The organism is Paraburkholderia sp. BL6669N2, assembly GCF_003387275.1.
In the GTDB taxonomy this organism is placed as follows: domain Bacteria; phylum Pseudomonadota; class Gammaproteobacteria; order Burkholderiales; family Burkholderiaceae; genus Paraburkholderia.
Genome location: NZ_QUNA01000001.1, coordinates 3763348 through 3789375, shown reverse-complemented (window position 1 = coordinate 3789375; position 26028 = coordinate 3763348). Strand labels below are relative to the sequence as shown.

23 protein-coding genes are annotated in these 26028 nt (G+C 62.4%); 21 read left to right on the top strand and 2 right to left on the bottom strand.

Going from position 1 to position 26028, the window contains the following annotated elements; translation table 11 throughout:
• Positions 1–78: 78 nt before the first annotated feature.
• The 7 genes from B0G80_RS17250 (at position 79) to B0G80_RS17220 (ending at position 8462) form a co-directional block, all read left to right on the top strand.
• Entirely contained in the window at positions 79–981 is a 903-nt protein-coding gene (locus B0G80_RS17250; RefSeq protein WP_116118765.1) for an IclR family transcriptional regulator, read from the top strand.
• Between the two features lie 279 nt (positions 982–1260).
• Positions 1261–2565 (top strand): DUF3108 domain-containing protein, encoded by a 1305-nt coding sequence (locus B0G80_RS17245; RefSeq protein ID WP_116118764.1) that lies wholly within the window; start codon positions 1261–1263, stop codon positions 2563–2565.
• A 184-nt stretch (positions 2566–2749) separates the two neighbouring features.
• Positions 2750–3538 carry an alpha/beta fold hydrolase gene (locus B0G80_RS17240; RefSeq protein ID WP_116118763.1) on the top strand — a complete coding sequence of 263 codons (789 nt, stop codon included), beginning with the start codon at positions 2750–2752 and terminating at the stop codon, positions 3536–3538.
• 117 nt (positions 3539–3655) lie between these two features.
• Positions 3656–3913 (top strand): DUF3567 domain-containing protein, encoded by a 258-nt coding sequence (locus tag B0G80_RS17235; RefSeq protein WP_007179533.1) that lies wholly within the window; start codon positions 3656–3658, stop codon positions 3911–3913.
• A gap of 307 nt (positions 3914–4220) precedes the next feature.
• Entirely contained in the window at positions 4221–5291 is a 1071-nt protein-coding gene (locus B0G80_RS17230; RefSeq protein ID WP_116118762.1) for a homocysteine S-methyltransferase family protein, read from the top strand.
• Positions 5292–5375: 84 nt separating this feature from the next.
• Positions 5376–8093, top strand: a complete 2718-nt coding sequence (metH, locus tag B0G80_RS17225; RefSeq protein ID WP_181919970.1) for a methionine synthase — start codon at positions 5376–5378, stop codon at positions 8091–8093.
• A 159-nt stretch (positions 8094–8252) separates the two neighbouring features.
• Positions 8253–8462: a hypothetical protein gene (locus B0G80_RS17220; protein ID WP_012431543.1), complete on the top strand. Its 210-nt coding sequence runs from the start codon at positions 8253–8255 to the stop codon at positions 8460–8462.
• Between the two features lie 143 nt (positions 8463–8605).
• Here the strand turns inward: B0G80_RS17220 and B0G80_RS17215 are convergent, their stop codons facing one another.
• A complete protein-coding gene (locus tag B0G80_RS17215) occupies positions 8606–8932 on the bottom strand; it encodes a DUF1840 domain-containing protein (RefSeq protein ID WP_106282286.1) in 327 nt (108 codons plus the stop codon).
• A gap of 443 nt (positions 8933–9375) precedes the next feature.
• Between B0G80_RS17215 and argS the strand changes: the two genes are divergently transcribed.
• The 7 genes from argS to B0G80_RS17175 all read left to right on the top strand — a co-directional run bounded on the left by argS (position 9376) and on the right by B0G80_RS17175 (position 17412).
• Positions 9376–11166, top strand: a complete 1791-nt coding sequence (argS, locus tag B0G80_RS17210; RefSeq protein ID WP_116118761.1) for an arginine--tRNA ligase — start codon at positions 9376–9378, stop codon at positions 11164–11166.
• Between the two features lie 61 nt (positions 11167–11227).
• The gene (locus B0G80_RS17205; protein ID WP_116118760.1) at positions 11228–12049 is read left to right on the top strand and encodes an SPOR domain-containing protein; all 822 of its coding nucleotides are present in this window, start codon (positions 11228–11230) and stop codon (positions 12047–12049) included.
• Between the two features lie 169 nt (positions 12050–12218).
• Positions 12219–12857, top strand: a complete 639-nt coding sequence (locus tag B0G80_RS17200) for a thiol:disulfide interchange protein DsbA/DsbL (RefSeq protein WP_116118759.1) — start codon at positions 12219–12221, stop codon at positions 12855–12857.
• 15 nt (positions 12858–12872) lie between these two features.
• Complete coding sequence (locus tag B0G80_RS17195; protein ID WP_116118758.1) at positions 12873–13652, top strand: SDR family oxidoreductase; 780 nt, start codon at positions 12873–12875, stop codon at positions 13650–13652.
• A 3-nt stretch (positions 13653–13655) separates the two neighbouring features.
• On the top strand, positions 13656–14474 hold the full coding sequence (locus tag B0G80_RS17190) for a cobalamin-binding protein (protein WP_116118757.1): 819 nt from the start codon (positions 13656–13658) through the stop codon (positions 14472–14474).
• A 265-nt stretch (positions 14475–14739) separates the two neighbouring features.
• Positions 14740–16326: an ABC transporter substrate-binding protein gene (locus B0G80_RS17185; RefSeq protein WP_116118756.1), complete on the top strand. Its 1587-nt coding sequence runs from the start codon at positions 14740–14742 to the stop codon at positions 16324–16326.
• A 624-nt stretch (positions 16327–16950) separates the two neighbouring features.
• Positions 16951–17412, top strand: a complete 462-nt coding sequence (locus B0G80_RS17175) for a DUF3828 domain-containing protein (protein WP_116118755.1) — start codon at positions 16951–16953, stop codon at positions 17410–17412.
• A gap of 75 nt (positions 17413–17487) precedes the next feature.
• Here B0G80_RS17175 and B0G80_RS17170 read toward each other — a convergent pair whose 3' ends face one another.
• Entirely contained in the window at positions 17488–18561 is a 1074-nt protein-coding gene (locus B0G80_RS17170) for an MBL fold metallo-hydrolase (RefSeq protein WP_116118754.1), read from the bottom strand.
• Positions 18562–18748: 187 nt separating this feature from the next.
• Between B0G80_RS17170 and B0G80_RS17165 the strand changes: the two genes are divergently transcribed.
• The 7 genes from B0G80_RS17165 (at position 18749) to B0G80_RS17135 (ending at position 25471) form a co-directional block, all read left to right on the top strand.
• Complete coding sequence (locus B0G80_RS17165) at positions 18749–19153, top strand: MerR family DNA-binding transcriptional regulator (protein ID WP_116118753.1); 405 nt, start codon at positions 18749–18751, stop codon at positions 19151–19153.
• Positions 19154–19237: 84 nt separating this feature from the next.
• Positions 19238–21076: a bifunctional isocitrate dehydrogenase kinase/phosphatase gene (aceK, locus tag B0G80_RS17160; protein WP_116118752.1), complete on the top strand. Its 1839-nt coding sequence runs from the start codon at positions 19238–19240 to the stop codon at positions 21074–21076.
• A gap of 94 nt (positions 21077–21170) precedes the next feature.
• The gene (gene can / locus B0G80_RS17155) at positions 21171–21947 is read left to right on the top strand and encodes a carbonate dehydratase (RefSeq protein ID WP_116119715.1); all 777 of its coding nucleotides are present in this window, start codon (positions 21171–21173) and stop codon (positions 21945–21947) included.
• Positions 21940–23133 (top strand): acetyl-CoA C-acetyltransferase, encoded by a 1194-nt coding sequence (locus B0G80_RS17150; protein ID WP_116118751.1) that lies wholly within the window; start codon positions 21940–21942, stop codon positions 23131–23133. Before can ends, B0G80_RS17150 begins: the two co-directional genes overlap by 8 nt.
• A gap of 44 nt (positions 23134–23177) precedes the next feature.
• Positions 23178–23855 carry an SDR family oxidoreductase gene (locus tag B0G80_RS17145; RefSeq protein WP_116118750.1) on the top strand — a complete coding sequence of 226 codons (678 nt, stop codon included), beginning with the start codon at positions 23178–23180 and terminating at the stop codon, positions 23853–23855.
• Between the two features lie 28 nt (positions 23856–23883).
• Complete coding sequence (locus tag B0G80_RS17140; RefSeq protein ID WP_116118749.1) at positions 23884–25014, top strand: acyl-CoA dehydrogenase family protein; 1131 nt, start codon at positions 23884–23886, stop codon at positions 25012–25014.
• A gap of 7 nt (positions 25015–25021) precedes the next feature.
• Positions 25022–25471, top strand: a complete 450-nt coding sequence (locus tag B0G80_RS17135; RefSeq protein WP_116119713.1) for a YchJ family protein — start codon at positions 25022–25024, stop codon at positions 25469–25471.
• The last annotated feature ends 557 nt before the right edge of the window (positions 25472–26028 follow it).

Here is a 26028-nt window from a genome sequence, read left to right as displayed (position 1 = left end):
GTGAATCGGCCCGGCCCAAGTGCCGACGGTCCGCCTCACCGTGTATCACTTTTTGAATGCGCTGCGTGCGCCTCGCTCATGCCTCCAACTGCCCGCTCCGGCGCCATCCGCACCAACGCCGACTCCGCTGAACCGCTCGACCCGACCGAATCCGACGACGAAGGCGGCGAAAGTGTCGATGGCGGCGAGGAAAAGCTGCGCTCGGGCATCCAGTCGATCGAAGTCGGCTTCAAATTGCTCGATGTGCTGACCCGCGAGCCTCGCGCCATGATGCTGCGCGATCTCGCCCAGCGTGCCGGCATGAGCCCGGCGAAAGCGCATCGCTATCTGGTCAGTTTTCTGCGCCTCGGTGTGGTGTCGCAAGACCCGCTGTCGGGCCGTTACGAGCTGGGCGGATTCGCGCTGCAACTGGGACTCGCGCGGCTCGCGCGCGTCGACGGCGTCAAGCTCGCGCGCATCGCGCTCTCCGAATTGCGCGACCGGCTCGATCTCACGGTCGGCATCGCGGTATGGGGCAATCAGGGGCCGACCATGGTGCATTGGATGGAATCGAGCTATCCGGCAAAGGCGTCGCTCAAACTCGGCGACGTGATGCCGCTGCTCAGCTCCGCCACCGGCCTGTTGTTCGCCGCATATCTGCCGTCGAGCAAGACTGCCGCGATGCTCGAACGTGAACTGGCTGATTCGCGCCGTTCGTCGCATATCGGCGCGCCCCGTACGCGCGATGAAGTCGAAAAGGTCCTCGCGCAGGTGCGAGAGCACCAGGCGGCGCGTGTCGAAGGCATGTTGCTGCCGACCATTCACGCGTTCTGCATGCCGGTGTTCGACTCGACCGGCGAACTCGCGCTTGGGCTCATCGCACTCGGTCATGAGGGCGCGTTCGATATTCGCTGGGGCGGCGAGATCGATACGGCGTTGCGCGACTGCGCAGAAAAGCTCTCGTATGAGCTGGGGTATAGTGCATCGCCGCGCGACGAATAGGTGTGATGCGGCGCGTTGGGTGCGTGGCGCGTTGCAGGGTTTGACGTGAACTCAGTCGGCAAGCATGGCGGCACTGCGCTGCGTGTACTGTTCCGGGTCTTGAACGTGCGCGTGTTTTCAACCGCGCGGAACATCGCTCGCGGCGATGCGGTCGAATCGGTTCGCTGCCCGCCTTGTACGCTTCAGGCGTCAGGCCTGGCGCCGTTGTCGTATTCACCGCCGCTCGCACGCGCTGCGAGTCGATCCCGAAGCTATCCGCCCGCATACAAGCACTGACCGATGTCCTCAGCCCCCGCTACCCACCGTTCCGATCGCGCGCCGCCCAGCGGGCCGCGCACCGGTTTGCGCGCGTGGCGCTGGATCGTGGTGCTGTTGATCGTGGCCGCTTTGCACTGGATCGCCGCGCAATGGGTCGAGCGAAATCGCGCAAACCTGAATCCCTCCGACAATGAGCATGTGCCGGTGCAGGTTGCATTGCTGACGCCCCAACGTATCGAACGCAAACCAGCCACCGCCGCGTCTCCCGCGCCTGAACCGGCGCCCGCTCGCCACGCCGCCGCGAGCAAGCCGCGTGAACATGTGCTGACCGCGCTGCGGCCGGCAAAGCAAGCCGCGCCGGCGGCACCTGTCGCGGCATCGGAAGCCGTTGCAAGCGCTCCGGGCGCTGTGTCGAGCGTCAACGCGGCAGCCAACGCCACCAGCGTCACCGGCACGGCCAGCGCCCCCGCTGCCGCGAGCGCGCCGCAAGCGTCGCCAGGCGTGAAGTTCTCCGTCCCGCCATCGGGCGAACTCCAGTACGACACGTTCTACAACGGCGTGCGCAACCAGCCCGGCACGATCCACTGGACCAGCAACGCGCAAAGCTACGAGATGGTCGTCTCCGTGCCGCTGCCTTTTGTCGGCACCTTCGTGTACGCGAGCCATGGCCGTATCGACGCTTTCGGTCTCGCGCCGGACCAGTACGTCGAAAAACGTGGCCGCCGGGCGGAAGACATCGCCATCTTTAACCGCGCCGACAAGAAGATCGCTTTTACGCGCACACCGTCCACCGTACCGTTGCCCGACGGCGCGCAGGATCGCTTCAGCATGGTGATGCAGCTTGCGAGCCTCGTGCGCGGCGACCCGGGCGCCTACAAACCGGGCGTGACGCGCCAGTTCTTCGTGGCCGACAACGATAGCGGCGAGAACTGGCCGGTCGAGACGATCGGCGACGAAACCATCCGCACGGCCGAAGGTTTCCTCGACACGCGTCATTTCAAACGGCTGCCCCGCCATGACGGCGATTTGCGCCGCATCGACGTGTGGCTCGCGCCGTCGCTCGGCTGGCTGCCTGCGCGCATCGTTCAGACGGAGCCGAACGGTACGCAATTCGAACTGGTGTGGCGCGGCAAGCTCAATGCCGACATGGGTGGCAGCGCTCCCAACAGCAATGGTGACGCGGCTGCGGCTTCTCCTGACAATTCAGCCGCACTTGCAGCTCCGCCGCCGCTTCCGGCCGCATCGGCAGCTATGCCCGAAGCTGCGCCCGCCTCGCGGGTCGATCCGACCGACCCCGGCAACACGCCCGGCATCATCAAACCCTGAGCCTGCAACTTGAAGAGAGTTTCTATCTGAGCGGCGAAACTTCCGCCATGAAGCTGACTCGCACCTGCTGCTGCATCCGTTCGCGAATATGCTGCGTATATTGATCAGCCCTGCAGGCAAGTGGCCAGGTGGCACGCAGCGCGCGAATGGACCTTCCACTGCGTTCCCTTTCAAAGGAGCCCGCATGCAAGTGAACATCAACCGTATCGAGACGCGCTATGTGTTGAGCAACGAGGGCGGCGGCCCGTGGCTGACGTTCATCCATCAGCTCGGCGGCGATTTGTCCGTGTGGGATCAACTCGCCGGCTATTTCCGCGACGACTACACCGTATTGCGCTACGACGTGCGTGGTCACGGCAAGACCGCCGCGTCCGGCGCACCCTTTGGCATCGTCGATCTGTCACACGATCTCGCCACGCTGCTCGATGCACTGGGCGCACCCAGTACGCATCTGGTCGGCATGTCGATGGGGGGCATGATCGCGCAGCAATTCACACTCGATCATCCCGCGCGCGTAAATACCTTGACGATCGCCGACAGCAGCGGCGGCACGCCGCAGGAAGCCCGCGCCACCTGGGATCAGCGCGCCGCCGCGGCCCGTGACAGTGGCATGGCGCCGCTCGTTCCCGCGACGTTGAGCCGCTGGCTGACCCCCGATTTTCAGTCCGCGCACCCCGAAGCAGTCGAGCAAATCCGCGACGTGTTGACCAGCACGTTGCCAGAAGGCTACGCCATGGCGTGCGAAGCTCTGCGCGAATTCGACGTACGCAGTAAGCTGGGAACAATCCGATGCCCAACATTGACCGTGGCGGGCCGCCACGACACGGGCACGCCGCCTGCTGCTACGCAGGCGATAGCAGACGCCATCGAAGGCGCACGCTTCGAATTGCTGGATGCCGCTCACCTCGCGCCCATCGAGCAATCTCACCGTTTTGCTGCACTGCTTGAAACGTTTCTTGAAAGGCCGGTCTAACCGGTAGGTTCGGAACTTTACAAGCGTCAATCCGGACCCACCCCTTGAATTCCAAACCATACGCTCCACCTATGGCGCAGGAATGGCCAGGAGCCAACGGAAATAAGGAGTGTCGCCATGCAAATGATCTACAACAGCCCCAACTATTGTGTCGTCGAGTTTCCGCCGCAGGAAGGCCCGCTGGCCATGAAGTCCGGCGGCTACGAGATCGTCGACAAAAACATGCAGCGTGAGATCTATATCGACGGCGCAATGGCGGCGCGGTTTCGCGAGCACGTGCAGAAGCTGATCGAAGAAGAACCGTCGCTGGACGAAGTAGACGAATTCCTCGGCCAGTTCGACAGCCTGATGCATCAACCGGTGATTCTTCACTAACCGCGAGGTTCGGCTTAGCGTTTTTGGCGACATACATCGACCGCGCCGTCCGCCCCCGTAACCGGGCACGCAGGCGGCTTTTACAAGTCGGTCGGCAAATATGAAGTGGCCCAGCAGGCTTTTGCCTCGCTGGGCCGTTTTCTTTGTGGCGCCGCTGATGCTTTTTTGTCTCGCCGCTTTCCGTTTTCCCAGGCAGCATGCTTTTCAATAGCGGAAGGCCGCTGCTCCGCCCGCGCCGGGCGCATCTGGCCGGCAGCGGCTACAATGACAGGTTTCCCGAAAAAGCCGGCGCAAGCCCTTGTCCGCCATGAACCAGCCCGCCCGAACCGCCACGCCAGTCCGCCCCGACGCCGCCTATACGCGCGGCACAGCGCTGCCCGCGCTGCTCAAGTCGCGCATCCTGATCCTGGACGGCGCAATGGGCACGATGATCCAGCGCTACAAGCTCGACGAAGCCCGCTATCGCGGCGAACGCTTCAAGGACTACGGGCGCGACATCAAGGGCAACAACGAGTTGTTGTCGATCACGCAGCCGCAGATCATCGGCGAGATTCACGAGCAGTATCTGGCGGCGGGCGCGGACATCATCGAAACCAACACGTTCGGTGCGACCACGGTCGCTCAGGCGGACTACGGCATGGAAGACCTTGCCGTCGAAATGAATCTCGAGTCGGCGAAACTGGCCCGCGCCGCCTGCGACAAATATTCGACGCCCGACAAGCCGCGCTTCGTCGCCGGCGCAATCGGACCGACGCCGAAGACCGCGAGCATTTCCCCCGACGTGAACGATCCGGGCGCGCGCAACGTGACGTTCGATGAACTGCGCGCGGCCTACTACGAGCAGGCCAAGGCCTTGCTCGACGGCGGCGCCGATCTGTTCCTCGTCGAAACCATTTTCGACACGCTCAATGCGAAGGCCGCGCTGTTCGCGCTCGACGAACTGTTCGAAGACACCGGCGAGCGTTTGCCGATCATGATCTCGGGCACTGTCACCGACGCGTCGGGGCGCATTCTGTCGGGTCAGACGGTTGAAGCATTCTGGAACTCGCTGCGTCATGCGAAACCGCTCACGTTCGGTTTGAACTGCGCGTTGGGCGCGGCGTTGATGCGGCCGTATATCGCCGAACTGGCCAAGCTCTGCGATACGTATGTGTCGTGCTATCCGAACGCGGGCTTGCCGAATCCAATGAGCGATACGGGCTTTGATGAACTGCCCGCGGATACTTCGGGCTTGCTGAAGGAGTTCGCGCAGGCTGGGTTGGTGAATATTGCGGGCGGTTGCTGCGGCACGACGCCGGAGCATATTGCGGCGATTGCGCAGGCGCTGGCTGAGGTGAAGCCGCGCCAATGGCCGACGCAATACCGCGACGCGGCCTGAGTCCAGCCGCGTCTCGTCGAGCCGCCGCCACATTTCCGCTATCGAACACGACGCACTTAATCGCAGCAATCGAGCACATACGCCATGACCGATCACACCATGCGCCTTTCCGGCCTCGAGCCGTTCAACGTCACGTCCGGGACGCTTTTCATCAACGTCGGTGAACGCACCAACGTGACCGGCTCGAAGGCGTTCGCGCGAATGATCCTGAACGACCAGTTCGACGATGCGATCGCGGTCGCGCGCCAGCAGGTCGAAAACGGCGCACAGGTCATCGACGTCAACATGGACGAAGCCATGCTGGATTCGAAAGCGGCGATGGTGCGCTTCATGAACCTGATCGCGTCGGAGCCGGATATCGCGCGCGTGCCGATCATGATCGACTCGTCGAAATGGGAAGTGATCGAAGCGGGCTTGAAGTGCGTGCAAGGCAAGGCGATCGTCAACTCGATCTCCCTGAAGGAAGGTGAAGATGCGTTCCGCCACCACGCGAACCTGATTCGCCGCTACGGCGCGGCCGCCGTGGTGATGGCCTTCGACGAACAAGGCCAGGCGGACACCTTCGAGCGCAAGACGCAGATCTGCAAGCGTTCGTATGACTTCCTCGTGAACGAAGTCGGCTTCCCGCCGGAAGACATCATCTTCGATCCGAACATCTTCGCGATCGCAACCGGCATCGAAGAACACAACAATTACGCCGTCGACTTCATTAACGCCACGCGCTGGATCAAAGAGAATCTGCCGTACGCGAAGGTGAGCGGAGGCGTGTCGAACGTGTCGTTCTCGTTCCGCGGCAACGATCCGGTTCGCGAGGCGATTCACACCGTGTTCCTGTATCACGCGATCCAGGCGGGCATGGACATGGGCATCGTCAACGCGGGCCAGCTCGGCGTGTACGCCGACCTCGATCCGGAGCTGCGCGAGCGTGTCGAAGACGTGGTGTTGAACCGCCGTGAAGACGGCACCGACCGCCTGCTCGAAATCGCCGACAAGTTCAAGACCGGCGCCGCGAAGAAGGAGGAGAACCTCGAATGGCGCAACCAGCCGGTCGAGAAGCGTCTGTCGCATGCGCTCGTGCACGGCATCACCAACTTCATTGTCGAAGATACCGAAGAAGTGCGCGCGAAGATCGCCGCTGATGGCGGCCGCCCGATCAACGTGATCGAAGGTCCGCTGATGGACGGCATGAACATCGTCGGCGACCTGTTCGGTCAGGGCAAGATGTTCCTGCCGCAAGTGGTGAAGTCGGCGCGCGTGATGAAACAGGCCGTCGCGCATCTGATTCCGTACATTGAAGAAGAAAAGAAGCAGCTCGCCGAGGCCGGCGCGGACGTGCGCGCGAAGGGCAAGATCGTCATCGCCACGGTGAAGGGCGACGTGCACGATATCGGCAAGAACATCGTCTCGGTGGTGCTTCAGTGCAATAACTTCGAAGTGGTCAACATGGGCGTGATGGTCTCCTGCAACGACATTCTCGCGAAGGCGAAGGTCGAAGGCGCGGACATTATCGGGCTCTCCGGACTGATCACGCCGAGCCTCGAAGAAATGGCGTATGTCGCCTCGGAAATGCAGCGCGACGACTACTTCCGCGTGAAGAAGATTCCGCTTTTGATCGGCGGCGCGACCACATCACGTGTGCATACCGCCGTGAAGATCGCCCCGCATTACGAAGGGCCCGTGGTCTACGTGCCGGACGCGTCGCGCTCGGTCTCCGTGGCGTCGAGCCTGCTGTCCGACGAAGGCGCGGCAAAGTATCTCGACGAAGTCAAGTCCGATTACGACCGGATCCGCGTTCAGCACGCCAACAAGAAGGCGCAGCCCATGGTCACTTTGGCCGAGGCTCGCGCCAACAAGACCAAGGTCGACTGGGCGAGTTATCAGCCGGTCAAGCCGAAGTTCATCGGCCGCCGCGTGTTCAAGAATTTCGATCTGAGCGAACTGGCGAACTATATCGACTGGGGTCCGTTCTTCCAGACGTGGGATCTGGCCGGCCCGTATCCGGCCATTCTGAACGATGAGATAGTCGGCGAATCGGCGCGACGCGTGTTCTCGGACGGCAAGTCGATGCTCGCGCGCCTGATCCAGGGCCGCTGGCTGCAGGCGAACGGCGTGATCGCGCTGCTGCCGGCCAACACCGTGAACGACGACGACATCGAAATCTACACGGACGAATCGCGTTCGGAAGTCGCGCTCACATGGCGCAATCTGCGCCAGCAGAGCGTGCGTCCGGTGGTGGACGGCGTGATGCGTCCGAACCGGTCGCTCGCCGACTTCATCGCGCCGAAGGACTCGGGCGTGGCCGACTACATCGGCATGTTCGCGGTCACGGCGGGTCTGGGCGTCGACGTGAAGGAAAAGCAGTTCGAAAAGGATCACGACGACTACAGCGCGATCATGCTGAAAGCACTCGCCGACCGTTTCGCCGAAGCCTTCGCCGAAGCCCTGCATGCGCGCGTGCGGCGCGACCTGTGGGGCTACGCGAACGCCGAAACGCTCTCCAATGAAGATCTGATCGCGGAAAAGTACCACGGCATCCGTCCGGCGCCCGGTTATCCGGCCTGCCCGGATCACCTGGTGAAGCGCGACATGTTCGACGTGCTGCACGCCACCGAAATCGGCATGAGCGTGACCGAGTCGCTGGCCATGCTGCCGGCGGCGAGCGTCTCCGGTTTCTATCTGGCGCATCCGGACAGCACATACTTCTCGGTCGGCAAGATCGGTCAGGACCAACTGGAAGACTACGCAAAGCGCATGGCGCTGTCGAAAACGGATGCGGAACGCGCCTTGGCGCCTTTGCTATAAGCCGTCGGGCGTGGCGGGAACCCCACTATATCGGGCTTGAAAGACTGAATATTTGCGGCAACGTAATTTTCGGCTTTGTAGACTGAGGCGGCTTGACCCCGCCAGACGCGGCCAAAACGCGTCGGCTTAATAATTGCAATCGTCAACGGAGAAAATCGTATGAAGAAGCTGACGCTGTTGTTGACCGCTGTTTCGCTTGCCCTCGGCGCCACGGCGGCGCTGGCCCAGCCGGCCGCACCTGGCGGTTCCAGCTCGGTCAGTTCGTATTCGCCGCCCACGGTGAAACACGTCAAGAAACCGAAGAAACAGAAAGCGAAGAAGGGTGCGTCGGCTCCCGCAGCCGCGCCGGCGGACGCCGCCAGCCAGTAAGCGGCACGGCAGCGCCGGTCGGTCTGAATCTCTGAACGACAAAGAGCCCGCATTAAGCGGGCTCTTTTCATTGGTGCGCAAGGTTTCGCCCCGCCGGGTGCCACGGCTCTTTTGAACGCCGCGCACAGCGGTTCAGCGTGGGATCAGAGACCCCAGACGATATCCGCGTTTTCCTTCTGCGCCGCGCGCAGCATGTCGAGAAACGGATACGCGCGCTGCGCGAGTCCCGGCGGAATTTCGTGATGCTCGTGGCCGTCTTCGCCTTCGTGAAAATGGCCGTCGTGCTCGGCACGTTCCTGCTTGTCGAAGGTAATGGCTGCCTCGAGCTTCTCGATGGCCAGCCCCGCTTCGTCGTGAGTGATCACGCCGCGCTCACCCAGCCGCTTGCCGACGATGCCGACCAGATACTGCGCGAGATTTTCCAGCATCATCACGTCCGGACAGGCGCGGCATTTGAAAGTAATCAGCATGACTGTTCCCTTTTTCGTTATGTTGGATTGGCGCGCAAGCCGCCCAAAGGCGGCTGCCAGCGCGCGTTACGTTGGCTCGCCAGTCAGGCGCGGCGGCCACGGCCCTTGTTGGGCATCTCATTGAACATATTAGCACCTGCTAAAATCCGTCTGGACGGAAAAGCGTGCCGCAATGCACCGCGCGGCGAAGGGCGTGTAACGTGGCCAGGCCGATTGAGCACAACCCGCGAACCGCCGCGGCCCGCCCAGCGGCCAACGCCACGGCAGGCCGCCTGCACCGCATTTGAAGCGTTGCAGACAACGTGCCTGATACCGGGCGCATTGCGCCCGCCGCGCTTCAGCAAGTGCATGCCGCTTTCCACGCTTCTGACGAACCGGTTGCGCCTCGCGCGGCCGGCGCCTCTCCCGCTTCACCGGATTGCCTCACTGGACTCGCAACAAGCATGCTGCCTGCACATAAACTTACTCTCGAAACACTGCTCGCCGACACGGTGAAGCAGGTCGCGACCGCCTCGCAAGGCGCGAGCGAAGCCGCGTTCGCGTCGCCCACCATCACGCTTGAGCGTCCCAAGGTCGCCGCGCACGGCGACGTCGCGTGCAACGTGGCGATGCAACTCGCCAAGCCGCTGCGCGCCAATCCGCGTCAGCTGGCGCAACAGATTGTCGACGCGCTGCTCGCGCAGCCGCAGGCCAAAGGTCTCGTCGAAGCCGCCGAAGTGGCCGGCCCCGGCTTTATCAACCTGCGCCTCGCGTCCGCCGCCAAGCAGGCTGTGATCGCCGCCGTGTTCGCCGAGAAAGAAGCTTTCGGCCGTTCCCAGCGCGACGCCGGCAAGCATGTGCTGATCGAATTCGTCTCGGCCAACCCCACCGGCCCGCTGCACGTCGGCCACGGCCGTCAGGCCGCGCTCGGCGACGCGCTCTCGAACGTGCTGGCCTCACAAGGCTATGATGTGCACCGCGAGTTCTACTACAACGACGCCGGCGTGCAGATCCAGACACTCGCGCTGTCGACCCAGGCACGCGCGCGCGGCCTCGCTCCCGGCGACGCAGGCTGGCCGGCTTCGGCATACAACGGCGAGTACATCGCCGAGATCGCGCGAGACTATCTGAACGGCGTCACCGTGGCCGCGAGCGACGGCGAGCCGGTCACCGGCGCGCGCGACGTGGAAGACCTCGAAGCGATCCGCCGCTTTGCCGTGGCGTACCTGCGGCGCGAGCAGGACATGGACTTGCAGGCATTCGGCGTGAAGTTCGACCAGTACTATCTGGAATCCTCGCTGTACAAGGAAGGCCGGGTCGAGAAGACCGTCGAGGCGTTGATCGCCGCCGGCAAGACGTACGAACAGGAAGGCGCGCTGTGGCTGCGCACCACCGACGACGGCGACGACAAAGACCGCGTGATGCGCAAGAGCGACGGCACCTACACGTATTTCGTGCCGGACGTCGCCTATCACGTCGCCAAGTGGGAACGCGGCTTCACCAAGGTCATCAACATTCAGGGCTCGGACCACCACGGCACGATCGCGCGCGTGCGCGCCGGCCTGCAAGGTCTCGGCGTCGGCATTCCGAAGGGCTACCCCGACTACATCCTGCACAAGATGGTCACGGTCATGCGCAACGGCGAAGAGGTGAAGATCTCCAAGCGCGCCGGCAGTTACGTGACCGTGCGCGACCTGATCGAATGGTCGGGCGGCGCCACGCCGGGCTCGGAAGCCGCCGTCGATCTGATCGACGAGGAAACGATTCGCCGCGGACGCGACGCCGTGCGCTTCTTCCTGATCTCGCGCAAGGCGGATACGGAATTCGTGTTCGACATCGACCTCGCGCTGAAGCAGAACGACGAGAATCCGGTTCATTACGTGCAATACGCGCACGCGCGGATCTGCTCGGTCATCGCCGAATGCAAGGCGCGCTACAGCACGGACGAAAGCACGCTGGCGGACGTGGACGTCTCGCCGCTCACCAGCGAACGCGCCATGGCCCTGCTAAACAAGCTCGCCGAATTCCCGGACATGCTGCAACACGCCGCCGACGAACTCGCGCCGCACGCGGTCGCGTTCTATCTGCGCGACCTCGCCGGGGAATTCCACTCGTTCTACAATGACCGTGCCGAGCGCGTGCTGGTCGACGATGCGGCCGAGCGCAATGCACGCGTGGCGCTGCTCGCGGCCACGCGTCAAGTGCTGGCCAACGGTCTCGCGACGATCGGCGTCTCCGCTCCCGCCAAGATGTAAGTCCTCCGGCGCAACATGCATGGGGCCGTCGTTATAATCGACGGCCGTTCCAGGATTCTTTTTGCAGGTGATTCATACGATGGCAAAACCACGCCGCACAACAAAGCAATCGAAACAAACCGGGGGCACTTTTCTCGGAATCGTGCTGGGCCTGATCGTCGGCCTTGCGATCGCGGTAGTGGTTGCGCTGTATATCACCCGTGCGCCTACGCCGTTCGTCTCGAAGGTGGCGCCGCCCGCGGCGTCCGATTCTTCCAGCGCGAACCAGCCGCAATACGACCCGAACCGTCCGCTGCAAGGCAAGACGCCGGGTCAACCTGTGCCGCAAGCCGCGCAACCTGCGCCGCCGAACACCGCGCCGGGCCAGACCAACTCGCAGACGCAGTCGGGCATGCTGGAAGAACCGCAGATCGTCGAGGTGCCGCCGGCTAACGGGAACAGCGGCAACGCGAACGGCACGGCGGTCGCACCGAAGCCCGCGCAGGATAACGGCAACGGCACGGCCACCACGCCGGCGAAGAAGCCGCAAGCCTCCAGCGCACCGGCCGCCACCGCGGCAGGTTCGGCGCCGAAGAGCACTTCGTCCACCACGGCCGCGAACGCCAAGCCCGGTTCGGGCGCGGCGCCCGCGCCGGGCGATGCGAACACCGGCTACTTCCTGCAAGTGGGCGCGTACAAGACCTCGGCGGACGCCGAACAGCAGCGCGCGCGCCTCGCCTTCCAGGGCTTCGAATCGAAAGTCACGCAGCGCGACGCCGGCGGCGTCACGTATTACCGCGTGCGTATCGGGCCGTTCTCGAAGTTCGAAGACATGAATTCGAGCCGTCAGCGTCTGTCGGACGCGGGCGTGGATACCGCAGTGATCCGCTTCACGAAGCAATAAGCCACAATAAATACACGGTGATTTGCCGGAACGCGCCGCCGCCGAACTATCGGCGTGCGGCGCGTGTCACAAGCACGACGGACGGTTCAAACCGTTCAACGCCGAATCTTGAAGACGGTGACGGGCATTTGCGTGGCGCCGCCGTTCTACGCCTACTTGGGTCAACAACATGAAGAAACTGCTGAGCATTCTGTTCCTCTCGCTGGGCCTCGTTGCCGCCTCGGCACAGGCATCGCCCACCGCGCCGGTGTCGGGCAAGGATTTCACCGTGCTGCCCAGCGCGCAGCCCACCGACGTGCCGGCCGGCAAGATCGAAGTCACCGAATTCTTCTGGTACGGCTGCCCGCACTGCAATGAATTCAACCCGTACCTCGAGGCGTGGGTGAAGAAGCAAGGTCCGGACGTGGTGTTCAAGCGCGTGCCGGTCGCCTTCCGCGACGACTTCATTCCGCATTCCAAGATGTACCACGCGCTCGACGCGCTTGGCCTCGCCACGCAGCTCACGCCGAAGGTCTTCAACGAAATCCACGTCAACAAGGACTATCTGCTGACGCCGGAAGATCAGGCCAAGTTCCTCGCGAAGAACGGCGTCGATCCGAAGAAGTACATGGACGCGTACAACTCGTTCTCGACGCAAAGCGCGCTGCAGAAGGACAAGAAACTGCTGGACGACTACAAGATCGACGGCGTGCCGACGCTCGCCGTGCAGGGCAAGTATGAAACCGGCCCGGCCGCGACCAACAGCCTGCCGGGCACGATCCAGGTGCTCGACTACCTGGTCGCCCAGGTCCGCGCCAAGAAGATGTAAAGCTAAGGCGCCGGAATGAGTTCCCCCCTGAAGGTTTTCATTACCGGCGCTTCGAGTGGCATAGGCCTCGCGCTCGCCGCCGAATATGCGCGGCGCGGCGCGATTCTCGGCCTCGTTGCCCGCCGCGGCGACGCCCTCGCCGCCTTCCAGAAGTCCCATCCGCAAAACACTGTCTCCATCTATTCCGTCGACGTGCGCGACGCGGAAGCGCTCGCCGATGCGGCTGCACAGTTCATCGCGCGGCACGGCCTGCCTGACGTCGTGATCGCCAACGCCGGCATCAGCCGCGGTGCGGTCACCGGTCATGGCGATCTGCGCACCTTCCGTGAAGTGATGGATATCAATTACTTCGGCATGGTCGCGACTTTCGAACCGTTCGCCGCCGCGATGATCGCCGCCAAACGCGGCACGCTGGTGGGAATCGCCAGTGTCGCGAGTGTGCGCGGCTTGCCGGGGTCCGGCGCGTACAGCGCGTCGAAATCGGCGGCGCTCAAATATCTGGAAGCGTTGCGCGTCGAAATGCGGCCGCATGATGTCGGCGTGGTGACGATCGCGCCCGGCTATATCCGCACGCCCATGACCGAGCACAACCCGTACACCATGCCGTTCCTGATGGACGCCGACCGTTTCGCGCTCAAGGTGGCGCAGGCGATCGAGCGTCGAACGGCGTTCGCGGTGTTTCCCTGGCAGATGCGCGTGGTGGCCATGCTCCTGCACGTGCTGCCGCGCTGGCTGTACGACCGCGCGTTCGAGCGCGCGCCGCGCAAGCCGCGCGTTACCGCCGAAGCCGAGTAAGCCATGCAACCCCGTGCGGTCGATGCACCCGGCGTCGCGCACGATCCAGCGGGCGCCGCGGCGCGCATCGTTTCGCTGGTGCCGAGCATCACTGAACTGCTCTTTGCGCTCGGTCTCGACAAGCAGATTGTCGGCCGCACCGGCTTTTGCGTGCATCCGCACGACAAGGTGCAATCGGTGCGCAAGGTCGGCGGCACCAAGGCCGTGAACCTCGACGCCATTCGTGCGTTGCGCCCAACCCATCTGATCGTCAATATCGACGAAAACGAACGCGATACGGTCGAGCAGTTGCGGGCGTTCGTGCCGCATATCGTCGTGACGCATCCTCGAACGCCGCGGGACAATCTGGCGCTCTATACGCTGCTGGGCGCGATCTTCGACCGTGCGCAGGAAGCGCAGCGCCTGAGCGAAGCGCTCGAAGCCCGGCTTTGCGACGCGGCGGCGCATGCGTTCATTCCGCAAAACGTGCTGTATCTGATCTGGCGCGAACCCTGGATGACCGTAGCGCGCGATACCTATATCTCGACGATGCTGCGGCTCGTCAACTGGCACACACTGCCGGACGTGCAAGGCGGTGCGGCAGGCGCCGCGCGTTACCCGACGCTCGACTTCGACACCGCGCCGTGGCTCGCCCAGGTCGACCGCATACTGCTCTCCAGCGAGCCGTATCGCTTTACACAGGTCCATTGCGACGCGCTGAAACGCGACGCGCGCCTGGCCGGCAAGCGCATTGAGTTGATCGATGGGGAAATGGTGTCGTGGTACGGCGTGCGCGCGATCGAAGGCATCGCTTACCTGCTGCAGCGCGCTGGGGCGGCCTGAGCGCGTGCAAGGACAGCGCGCCTTAAATCTGGGCCGCACCCGCCATATGAATATGCGGATTATGTTGTTGTCGCCGCAACCACCCTTCGATAAGCTTTCGCGAAGGCCCACGCGCGTCGGCGGCAACAGCCGACTCATGCGCCAGCGCCGGAAACGTATCACAATAAAGATGACGGCTACGCCGCAAGGCCGCCCGTCCTTCGTCAACGGAACATAACCACACAACCAGACGCACTGCCTGACTGCGCTTGTTATGGGAGATCCTATGCGCTTCAAACTGCTCGCAGCCGCCGTACTGTTCACCGCGCCCGCGCTCGTGCTCGCCAAACCGCTGACCGTCTGTACCGAGTCGAGCCCCGACGGCTTCGATGTCGTGCAGTTCAATTCGCTCGTCACGACCAACGCGTCGGCCGACGTGATCTTCAACTCGCTGGTCTCGTACGACGAGGCCGCGAAGAAAGTGGTGCCGGCGCTGGCCGACAAGTGGGACGTGAGTCCCGACGGCCTCACCTACACGTTCCATCTGCGCCCGAACGTGCAGTTCCAGACCACTGATTACTTCAAGCCCACGCGCGCGCTGAATGCAGACGACGTCGTCTTCACGTTCGACCGCATGCTCAACGACAGCAATCCGTGGCACAAGGTGGCGGGCGCGAGCGGCTTCCCGCATGCGCAGTCGATGGGTCTGCCGAAGCTCATCAAGTCGATCAGCAAGGTCGACGACAACACCGTCAAGTTCGAACTGAACGCGCCCGACGCGACCTTCGTCTCGATCCTGACCATGGGTTTCGCCTCGATCTATTCGGCTGAATACGCCGATCAGTTGCTCAAGGCCGGCAAGCAGGTCGATCTGAATTCGAAGCCGATCGGCACCGGTCCGTTCGAACTGAAGAGCTATACGAAAGACGCAGTGATTCGCTACGACGTGAATCCGTCGTACTGGGGCCCGAAGCCGAAGATCGACCGCCTGATCTACGCGATCACGCCGGACGCCACGGTGCGGGCGCAGAAAGTGAAGGCGGGCGAATGCCAGATCGCTTTGTCGCCGAAGCCGCAGGACCTCGCTGATGCCAAGACGGACAAGTCGCTTGCCATCGTGCAGACGCCCGCGTTCATGACGGCGTTCGTCGCGTTGAACACGCAGAAGAAGCCGCTCGACAACCAGAAGGTGCGCGCCGCGCTGAACATGGCGTTCGATCGCACCACGTATCTGAAGACCGTATTCGACAATACGGCGACGCCGGCCGTGAATCCGTATCCGCCGAACACGTGGAGCTACGACAAGGCCGTGAAGGCGTGGCCGTACGACCCGGCGAAGGCAAAGAAGCTGCTCGCCGACGCGGGTTACCCGAACGGCTTTGAAACGACTATTTGGGTGCGGCCGAACGGCAGCGTGCTGAATCCGAATCCAAAGGCCGGCGCCGAGCTGCTGCAAGCCGACTTCGCAAAGATCGGCGTGAAGGCCGACGTGAAGGTGATCGAATGGGGCGAGTTGATCAAGCAGGCCAAGCAAGGCCAGCATGATTCGCTCTTCATGGGCTGGGCCGGCGACAACGGCGATCCGGACAACTACCTGTCGCCGCTATTCAGTTGCAACGCGGTGAAGTCGGGGATCAACTTCGCGCGGTTCTGCGACCAGGATCTGGACAAGCTGATCGCCGACGGCAAGGCGACGCCGGATCAGGCTAAGCGCACGAAGGCGTATGAACAGGCACAGCAGATCATTCACGATCAGGCGCTGTGGATTCCGCTTGGGTATCCGACTGCTGCGGCGATCGCGCGCACCAACGTGAGTGGGTATCACGTGAGTCCGTTTGGGCGGCAGAACTTCGGAGCGGTGTCGGTGCAGTAATCGCGTTCGCGTTTGAACGTGCCGCATGCGAAAAAAAGCCCGGTTGCGAAAGCACCGGGCTTTTTGCTTTACCGGCATCCGAGGCTCGATTACTAATTCGCGCAATACGATATGCATTGCGGGTATCTCGATGAAAAGGACTTCTGCAATAGGCATTAATTGCAGGAAACGTTAAAAGTTTGTCATTTTTTTAGCACCACATCAACGAACGACGTTAGGATTCAAATTTAATTTGGATACCTATTTTATGTCTTATTGGAATATAAATGCCGCCGTCAACTATCTTCAATGGCATGCGGAATCTTCAAGCCACCAACGTTGCGCAAGATACGTTCGAGAGGCAATCCAGCGCGGCGGAACTTCACTCATGGTGATCTACTCCGCGAGGAACTATGGCTCTTCGTTAATCTGCACTGGCTTTTATGAGGTAAGCGACGCAAATCCGCAGAAAGGGGATGTCGTCGTGATCCAGGCCACCGCGAACCATCCGGACGGTCATATGGCCATGTACGACGGACGAATCTGGATTTCCGATTTCAGACAGCAATACGGTTTTTATCCCGGCCCAGCAGACCGGAGCGCACGTCCGCCTTATCAAATCTACCGTCACGACGGAGCGGCATCATGCGAAAAATCTTCATGCTTATTGCGGCGCTCTTCGCCATTTCCAGCAGTTTCTTTCAGCCGCTGGCGCTCGCGCAGATGCGCCAGGCCACGACGCCCGAGGCCAGTACCAAGGCTTTCTATACATGGTTCATCAAGCGGGATTCAGAAGACCGCGGCTATGCTCTCATGGACAAGGAAGTCTATCGCTACGTATCGAGATCGACCGTCGACTTCCTGAGGGCCGAATATAAGCAAAACAAGTTTGCCGAAAGGGCCGAGTACTTCACAAAGGTACAGGATTACGACGAGCAGGATTGGCTCGCGCACATTGCAACGCATCCCGCGATCATGCTTGACGATGTCGCGCTCGTTCCCGTTACGTTCGGATCCGCAGAGAAGAAAACCATTCTTGCGTTTCTGCGCAAACAGAATGGTGTCTGGAAGATCACCAAAATCGACGATACGCAAGATGACAAATAGTACGTTTCAGTGCCGCATTGACCACTGAAAGCCCCCGCCTGCGGGCTTTCCTCTCCCATCAACACACCACCTCGATCACGCCGGCGAAAACCGAATCACCCCATCCGCATCCTGCTTACGCTTCAACTCACCGGCAAGCCACAGCAGATGCAAGTGCGCTAGCGCTTCACCCATCGCAAACGTCATCTGATGGATATCGAGTTGCCGCTTGAACATCAGCGGCACGATATCCGCGGCGCTCTGCGGTTTCTCCGCGCACGCCTCGCGCACTTCGGCTAGGCGCGCGTCGTGATGCTCGCGCAATTGGCGGATGCGCGTGCGCACGCCGCGAAACGGCTTGCCATGCGACGGCAGCACGAGCGTGTCTTCCGGCATCGTTTCGTAACGGCCGAGCGACTCCAGATATAACGCGAGCGGCGTGCCTTCCGGCTCCATATCGAACACCGACACGTTAGTCGAGATGCGCGGCAGCACCATGTCGCCGGAAATCAGCACGCCGGTCTCTTCGCAGAACAACGCGCAGTGTTCGGGCGAATGGCCGAAGCCGGTCACCACGCGCCAGGTCTTGCCACCAATCTCCACGCCGTCCGCTTCCCGCAACCGGCGATACTGCCCCGGAATCGCCGGCACGAGGCTCGCGTAATAGCTCTTGCGATTGCGCAGTTTCTCAAGCGACTCTTCGTCGGTCACGCCGTGTCGCGCGAAGTGTCGTGCCGCGCCCTCGCCGCCCGCATTCGAGCCGTCGCCGGCAGCCATGACGCGGGCCTGCATGTATTCGCCGAGCGTCATCCATAGCCGCACGTCCCAGCGTTTTTTGTCGCCGCCGGCGCAAATCCAGTGCGCGAGGCCGATGTGATCGGGATGGCAATGCGTGACGATCACACGCAGCACCGGCAGGCCGTCGAGCACCGAGTCGAACACTTTCTCCCAGTTCTCCTTGATCGTGTCCGAGGTGATTCCGCAGTCGACCACCGTCCAGCCCCGCTGGCCGTCGATCTCGTCACGCAGCAGCCAGAGATTGATGTGATCCAGCGCGAAAGGCAGCGGCATGCGCAGCCAGAACACACCTGGCGCGACTTCCATCGCATGGCCCGCGTCCGGCAAGGTGTCGTTGAACGGGTAGTCGAGTTGATGTTCGAGTGCATTCATTGTGGGTGTCTTCCTCCGTCGGCCGTCCGGCATGGCGAGGTGTGCGATGCCGGTCGGCGTGGTTGCCGTGTGCGAATGACGTACCGCCGCCGTACTGCGCCTGGTTGCGTTCAACTCAAGTTGACGATAACGTAAACGTCGATTCTATCGTTCAATCCGATTTTCTGCCCGGCCACGGAATGCCCCGATGAACACGCAATACACGATCACCGAGCTCGCGCGGGAATTCGACGTCACGCCCCGCGCGATCCGCTTCTACGAAGACCAGGGTTTACTCTCACCGAGCCGCGAAGGATCGAGTGGCCTGCGGCGCGTCTATTCGGGCCGCGACCGCACGCGTCTAAAGCTCACCTTGCGCGGCAAACGGCTCGGCTTCACGCTTTCGGAGATTCGCGATCTGCTGGACGTGTACGAGTCACCGACCGACACGGTGCCGCAGTTGCACGCGTTCCTCGCCACGGTGGCGCGTCATCGCGAAGTGCTCGAGCGTCAGCTGGAAGACCTGAACGCGACGCTCGAAGACCTCGCGCAATACGAAACCCAGGCGCGTGCGCTGCTGGACGGCGGCACGCGCGAAGCCAAGCCGGCCTGAACAATCGCGGCGCGATGCGTCGCAGGTGCGCCCGACGATACAATCACGGGTGTCTTCACGACATGAGGCGAATGCGCGGTCGACATGAATCACTTCCCCAAACTGCTGTCGTCGCAGATCGGTTTTGACCTCGCGCAGACCATGCTCGAAGGATTCGACCGCCATTACCGGATCTTTCGCGACGCCGCGATCCACGCCAAGACGCTCTTCGAAAAAGGCGACTGGCACGGTTTGCAGAAGCTCGCCCGCGATCGCATTACTTCATACGACGAGCGTGTCGATGAATGCGTCGAGCTGCTCGAAGACGAATACGACGCGGAAAAAATCGACAGCGAAGTGTGGCAGCAGATCAAGCTGCATTACATCGGCCTGTTGACCACGCACCGTCAGCCGGAGTGCGCGGAAACGTTTTTTAATTCGGTATGCTGCAAGATCCTGCACCGCTCGTACTTCAACAACGATTTCATTTTCGTGCGACCGGCCATCTCGACCGAATACATCGAGAACGACGAGCCGGCCGCGAAGCCGACTTACCGTGCGTACTATCCCGGCAAAGATGGACTCGCGGCGACGCTTGAACGCATCGTCACGAACTTCCAGCTGGAACCGTCGTTCGAAGACCTGACGCGCGACGTCGGCTGCGTGATGCAAGCGATCCACGACGCGTTCGGTGCGTTCGACGAAGCGCCCAATTTCCAGATTCACGTGCTCTCGTCGCTGTTCTACCGGAACAAGTCGGCGTATATCGTCGGACGGATCATCAACGGCGATTTGCTGCTGCCGTTCGCGGTGCCCTTGCGTCATGTGAAGCCGGGCGTGCTCGCGCTCGACACCGTGCTGCTCAAGCGCGAACAATTACTGATCATTTTCAGCTTTTCGCATTCATACTTCCTGGTGGACATGGAAGTGCCGTCCGCCTACGTCGAATTTCTCGGCACCATCATGCCGGGCAAGCCGAAGGCGGAAATCTATACGTCGGTGGGTTTACAGAAGCAGGGCAAGAATCTGTTCTATCGCGACCTGCTGCATCACCTCTCGCATTCGAGCGATCAATTCATCATCGCGCCCGGCATCAAGGGACTCGTGATGCTGGTGTTCACGCTGCCGTCGTTTCCGTACGTGTTCAAGCTGATCAAGGACAACTTCCCGCCGCCGAAGGAAACCACGCGCGCGCAGATCCAAAGCAAGTATCAGCTCGTCAAGCGACATGACCGGCTGGGCCGCATGGCCGACACGCTCGAATATTCGAGCGTGGCGTTGCCCCGCTCACGCCTGGACGAAGCGCTGGTGCGCGAGCTCGAGAAGGAAGTGCCGTCGCTGCTTGAATACGACGGCGACAACCTGGTGATTCGCCATATGTATATTGAACGCCGCATGGTGCCGCTCAATCTGTTCCTGCAGAACGGCAACGACGAAGACGTCGAGCACGGGATCAAGGAATACGGCAATGCGGTGAAGGAACTGATGCAGGCGAACATCTTTCCAGGCGACATGCTGTACAAGAACTTCGGCGTGACGCGTCACGGCCGTGTGGTGTTCTACGACTACGACGAAATCGAATATCTGACCGACTGCAACGTGCGCGCGGTGCCGGCGCCGCGTAACGAGGAGGACGAAATGTCGGGCGAGCCGTGGTACTCGGTCGGCCCGCACGACATCTTCCCGGAAACGTACGGCACATTCCTGCTCGGCGACCCACGCGTGCGCCGTTCCTTCATGCAGCATCACGCGGACTTCTTCGATCCTGCGCTATGGCAACGGCACAAAGATCATCTATTGAAAGGCGAACTGCCCGACTTTTTCCCGTACGACGACAGCGTGCGCTTCTGCAACCGCTATCCGGAACGCTTTGCCGATGCCGCCGGCCTCGCATCGCCCGCGCCAGATGCGACAGCCGACGCGCGCAGCGTGCGGGTGGCGTGAAGCTCACGCGCCGCTCGCATCTTCAGATGCCTCGTCCGAACTTTATGCAACGACATCGACCGGTCAATCGGTCGAGCAACCGCCAAGACGCACCATGAACACGAACGATTCAACTCCTGACAATCCGCTCTCGCATCTGTTCGACAACAACGAAGCGTGGGTCGCCCGCAAGCTGTCCGAAGACCCAGAGTATTTCTCGCGCCTCGCACATCAGCAGACGCCCGAGTATTTATGGATCGGCTGCTCCGATTCGCGCGTGCCGGCCAACCAGATCATCGGCTTGCCGCCGGGCGAAGTGTTCGTGCACAGAAACATCGCCAACGTGGTCGTGCATACCGATCTGAACTGTCTCTCGGTGATCCAGTTCGCCGTCGATCTGCTAAAGGTCAAGCACATCATGGTGGTCGGCCACTACGGTTGCTCGGGCGTCGGCGCGGCGCTGCACGGCCGTCGCGTGGGTCTCGCGGACAACTGGCTGCACCACGTGCAGGACGTGCGCACCAAACATGCGGCGCTGATCGAGGAATGGCCGATCGGTGAGGTACGCCATCGGCGGCTGGTAGAACTGAACGCGATCGAACAGGTGATGAACGTATGCCGCACCACCATCGTCAACGATGCGTGGGCGCGCGGCCAGGAATTGACGGTGCACGGCTGGGCGTACGGCGTGCATGACGGCAAGGTGCGCAACCTCGGCATGATGGTCAGCGAGCCGGGCGCGCTCGATGCCACCTATCAGAAGTGCGTAGCGGCGGTGTCGGCTAGTGGCCCGCACAAGGCAGAGAACGACGTGGTCGCCGCCGATGCGGCTCAGCTCGGCGACGTGCCGGCTATCGTTGAAGGCGTAATCAAGGAGCTTAAACATGAGTGAGACAAAGATTGATCCGATCGTCATCGTGGGTGTGGCCCGCACGCCCATGGCGGCATTTCAAGGCGACTTCGCCGCGCTGACGGCGCCGCAGTTGGGCTCGGTAGCGATAGAAGCCGCCGTGAAACGCGCGGGACTGAAGCCCGAGCAGATCGACGAAGTGGTGATGGGCTGCGTGCTGCCCGCCGGCCTCGGTCAGGCGCCCGCGCGTCAGGCCGCGCTCGGCGCCGGCTTGCCGCTCGCCACCGGCAGCACCACGGTGAACAAGATGTGCGGCTCCGGCATGCGCGCCGCGATGTTCGCGCACGACATGCTCGCGGCGGGCTCCGTCGATGTGATCGTCGCGGGCGGCATGGAAAGCATGACGAATGCGCCGTACCTGCTGCCCAAGGCGCGCGGCGGTATGCGCATGGGCCACGGTCAGGTGATCGACCACATGTTCTACGACGGCCTCGAAGACGCCTACGAAAAAGGCCGACTGATGGGCACCTTCGCGGAAGAGTGCGCAGGCTCGTTCGACTTCACGCGCGAGGCGCAGGACGCGTTCGCCGTCGAGTCGCTCAATCGTGCGAAACGCACCAACGAAGACGGTTCGTTTGCCTGGGAAATCGCGCCGGTGAAGGTGGAGAGCCGCAAGGGCGATGTCACCATCGATCGTGATGAGCAGCCGTTCAAGGCGAACATCGAAAAAATTCCGACGCTCAAACCGGCGTTCAGCAAAACCGGCACGGTGACGGCAGCGAATTCGTCGTCGATTTCCGACGGCGCGGCCGCGCTCGTCATGATGCGTGAATCGACCGCGAAGCGTCTCGGCGTCGAGCCGATTGCCCGCGTGGTCGGTCACTCGACGTTCGCGCAGGAGCCGGCGAAGTTCACCACCGCGCCGGTCGGCGCGATTCGCAAGCTGTTCGAGAAGAACGGCTGGCGCGCCGACGAGGTCGATCTGTATGAGGTCAACGAAGCCTTTGCCGTCGTGACGATGGCGGCCATGAAGGAACACCATCTGCCGCACGAGAAGGTCAACGTGAACGGCGGCGCCTGTGCGCTCGGCCATCCGATCGGCGCGTCGGGCGCGCGGATTCTGGTCACGCTGATCGGCGCGCTGAAGAAGCGCGGCGGCAAGCGCGGCGTCGCGACGCTGTGTATCGGCGGTGGTGAAGCGACGGCGATGGGTATCGAACTGGTTTAACCCGCGTTTTTTCGCGCTGTTTTGACGGCTTGCTGAGGTATTCCATGAAGACAGTGTTGATCGTCGGTGCGTCGCGCGGCATCGGCCAGGAGTTTGCACGGCAGTACAAAAAGAGCGGCTGGCGCGTGCTCGCGACCGCGCGCGACGGCGCCGCGCTCGACGCGTTGAACGAACTCGGCGCCGAAACTTTTTCACTCGATGTGAGCGCGCCGGAAGAAATCGCCGCGCTCGGCTGGAAGCTCGACGGTGAGCGACTCGACGCGGCGATCCTGGTGTCGGGCGTGTACGGCCCGCGCACGGAAGGCATCGAGACGATCACCGCTGAAGACTTCGACCACGTCATGCACACCAACGTGCGCGGACCGATGCAACTGATGCCGATCCTGCTGCCGCTCGTCGAAGAGGCCGGCGGCGTGTTCGCGGTGATCTCGAGCAAGATGGGCAGCATCGGCGACGCGAGCGGCACGACCGGATGGCTGTACCGCGCGAGCAAGGCCGCATTGAACGACGCACTGAAACTCGCGTCGCTGGAAGCGAAGCGCGCCGTGTGCGTTTCGTTGCATCCGGGCTGGGTGCGCACCGACATGGGCGGTGCGCAGGCGGCGATCGATCCGGCGCGCAGCGTCACCGGCATGCGCGAAGTGCTGGCGCAAGCCGCGGCGGCGCATGAAGAGTTCAACGGCCGCTTCTATCAATACGACGGCACGCTGCTCGACTGGTGAGCAGCTGTGCCGCATGGGAGACACATACATGGTGCTTGATCAGGATCACTTGATGGTCCGCGACGCGCTGCGCACCTTCGTGCGCGAAGCGATCACGCCGCATGCCGCGGCGTGGGACCGTGAGCGTACTTTTCCAAAGGACGTGCACCGGCAACTCGCAGAACTCGGCGCGTATGGCGTGCTGGTGCCGGAAGCGTACGGCGGCGCCGGCATGGACGCGCTGGCGCTCGCGCTGATTCTCGAAGAAATCGCCGCCGGCGACGGCGGCACCTCGACGGCTATCTCCGTCAACAACTGCCCGGTCTGCAGCATTCTGCTGACCTACGGCAACGACGCGCAGAAACGCGACTGGCTCACGCCGCTCGCGCGCGGCGAGATGCTCGGTGCGTTTTGCCTGACTGAACCGCAAGCCGGCTCCGACGCATCCGCGTTGCGCACCACTGCCACACGTGACGGCGATGTGTATGTGCTGAACGGGGTCAAACAATTCATCACGAGCGGCAAGAACGGCAACGTCGCGATCGTGATGGCCGTGACCGATAAAGCGGCGGGCAAGCGCGGCATCAGCGCGTTTATTGTGCCGACCGACACGAAGGGTTACGTTGTCGCGCGCGTGGAAGACAAGCTTGGCCAGCACTCGTCGGATACGGCGCAGATCATTTTCGAGGACTGCCGCGTGCCGGCCGCGAATCTGATCGGCGCGGAAGGCGAAGGCTATCGGATTGCGTTGTCGGGGCTCGAAGGCGGACGCATCGGCATTGCCGCGCAAAGCGTCGGCATGGCGCGCGCCGCGTTCGAAGCGGCCTTGAGTTATGCGAAGGAGCGCGAAAGTTTTGGCGCCCCGCTGTTTTCGCACCAGGCGGTGCAATTCCGCCTCGCCGACATGGCGACGCAACTCGAAGCCGCGCGACAGTTGATCTGGCACGCCGCGTCGTTGAAAGACGCCGGTCAACCGTGCCTGACCGAAGCCGCGATGGCCAAGCTATTCGCGTCCGAAGCCGCCGAGCGCATCTGTTCGGCCGCTTTGCAGATTCATGGCGGGTACGGCTACCTGAGCGACTTCCCGGTCGAGCGCATTTACCGCGACGTGCGCGTGTGCCAGATCTACGAAGGCACCAGCGACATCCAGAAGATTTTGATCGCGCGTGGTCTTGGCTGAACGTCTCATGAATAGGCAACTGTTGGCAATGCAACGACCATCCGACTGTCCGTGCGGCGGCGCCGCGCCCGACCAGCGCAGCGGTGCCAAAGCGCCGCGCTTCGCGCAGTGCTGCGGCCGCTATATCGACGGCGGCGAAACGGCGCCACGGGCGCTCGAACTGATGCGCTCGCGCTATAGCGCCTATGTCATAGGTTCAACGGATTACCTGCGCGCCACCTGGGCGCCGCAGACCTGCCCCGCCGATCTCGACGCGGACCCGGCCGCACCCGATGCGCCGCGTTGGCTCGGACTGCAAATCAAGGCGTTTGCAGAAACCGACGCCGATCACGCGACGGTCGAATTCGTCGCACGTTATAAGGTGGGCGGCCGCGCGCACCGGTTGCATGAGCTGAGCCGCTTCGTTCGCGGAGATGATGGCCGCTGGCGCTACGTCGACGGCGACATCAGCGAATGAAGTCCTTTCTGCCCCTTACAAGACGCCGCAGCGTCCTTACGCCGCGCTCACATATGGCCCTGATAGCAGGGCCATTTTTTTGTTGGCGAGATGCCACATGACCCGCACCACGCCTGATTGCTTCGGTGCGCCAAACACCGGTGAGGCCTGCATCGACCGGGCTCAGCGACCAAAAAGCACGCGGCAAATTTTGCGGCGCGGGTTCTCCTTGATTGCACAAAACAAAATTGTCGTGCCAGGATGAGGCCGTAGCTTCATGACGTCACGTTGCGAGGGCCGGTCCATACCCGCTCCGCAAAATGCGCAGGGAGCCCTGCCGGGCACCAGACAGTGTGGTTCCGGCGGCGGTTTCGGGCAGCAGCCGTGGCGCTCATCATCGGCGCGTGGGGTCGCGTCGGCCGTTTGGGTTCATCCCGTGCGATCTCGAATAGCGTGCGTGCGCCTCTGGCGCACTCCGTACGCGAGTGTGTTTTTGTTTGTCGAAAACCTGCCCGAAAGGCAAATGTCAGCAACGACTTTCGACAGACAGACGCCACGGTGTTCAGGGCAGGTTTTTG